The organism is Methylobacterium variabile, assembly GCF_001043975.1.
GTDB classification, from domain to species: domain Bacteria; phylum Pseudomonadota; class Alphaproteobacteria; order Rhizobiales; family Beijerinckiaceae; genus Methylobacterium; species Methylobacterium variabile.
The window spans coordinates 1-1,504 of record NZ_LABY01000502.1 but is presented as its reverse complement, the minus strand read 5'-3'; the positions used below and the strand labels follow the sequence as shown (position 1 = coordinate 1,504).

1 protein-coding gene is annotated in these 1,504 nt (G+C 70.9%); it reads left to right on the top strand.

Annotated features, from left to right (window positions below; all coding sequences use genetic code 11):
- Positions 1-348: 348 nt before the first annotated feature.
- On the top strand, positions 349-1,504 hold a 1,156-nt coding region (locus VQ02_RS34185; protein ID WP_053080657.1), incomplete at its 3' end, for an IS4 family transposase.

The window sequence follows — 1,504 nt, the reverse complement described above, 5'->3', positions numbered from 1 at the left end:
TAGTCTCGTGGGCTCGGCCCCCGACCGCTGCCGGATCATAGAGCCTTGACGGGTCCAACCATGATTGGGACGAGTATGATCGAAGTCATCCACCGGCGAGCGCGAGGCACATCACAGCTCTTTCACCGGGATGGTTTCTGGATTCACCCATCTGGTCTCGCGGAGCAGAGCGCGTCCCTTTCCCCCTAGTATATCGGATTCGCACATCTGCTGGACAGCTGTGCCCCTACGCCAGAGCGTTCGACATGAGGCGCGACGTGCTCCCTCTCCTTCCAGGCTACGGCCTTTACGGAAACGATTCGGGTGTTTTGAGTTTTGCAGCCTTTGGCGTTGTGCTGGAGGCGGGCGATGGATGGTCTTGGGATCGGCGACGTGCGGACGGAGGCGCGTGGTGCGTGGCTGTTCGAACGGATCGTCGCGACGGGCAGCGTGGTGTTGAGCGCGGTCGGTGGCAGCGAGGCCGGCACGGCGTCGGCGCATCGCTACCTGACCTCGCCGCGCACGACGGTGGGCGGCATCCTGAAGGCGTTCGGCCGGCGCACGGCCCGCGCCTGCGCCGGACGTCCCATCGTGGCCGTGCAGGACACCAGCGAGATCGGCTTTGGCGGGGAGGCGGCGGGCCGCGACGGGCTCGGTCCGGCCGGCAACGGGCGCGATCCCGGCTTCTTCCTGCACCCGGTGATCGCCGTGGATGCGGAGGACGAGGCGGTGCTGGGGGTGATCGATGCCCAGATCTGGACCCGGTCCGAGGGCCGGGTCGGGCCCCGCCACGGGCGCTCCCTTGAGGAGAAGGAGAGCTTTCGCTGGATCACGGGAGCTCGCGGTGCGGCGGCGTGCCTGGGCGGGGTGGCCGAGAGCCTGATCGTGGTGGCCGACCAGGAGGGCGACCTCTACAGCCACTTTGCCCGGCGGTCCGCCGGCACCGACCTTCTGGTCCGCGCGCGCCATGACCGGGCCCTGGCCGAGGGCGGGCTGATGCGGTCGCAGGCGGCGGACTGGCCGGTGCAGGCCGAGGACCGGGTGACGATCCCGGCCAGGCCCGGGCAGCCGGCGCGGACGGCGGAGGTCACGCTGCGGGCCGGGCCGCTGAGGCTGAAGCGTCCGGCCAGGGGGAGCGCCCACGAGCCGCCGACGCTGGCGCTGCATCTCGTCGTGGTGGAAGAGCCGGAGCCGCCGAAGGGCCAAGTGCCGCTGTGCTGGCGGCTTCTGACCACCCGGGCGGTGGCCGACGCGGCCGAGGCGCGGGAGATGGTGCGGCTTTATCGGCTGCGCTGGCGCATCGAGGAGGTGTTCCGCGCCCTCAAGCGCGACGGCCTGGGCCTCGACACGACCCAGGTGCGGGTACCCGACAAGCTGTTCCGGCTGGCGGCTCTGGCGCTGGCCGCGGCGGTGCGCATCCTGCAACTGGTCGACGCCCGTGCGGGCGGAGGGCGGCCGATGCAGGATGTGCTGGACGAGGCCAGCCTGCCCTGGGTGGCGGCCCTGGGCCGAGCCCACGAGACTA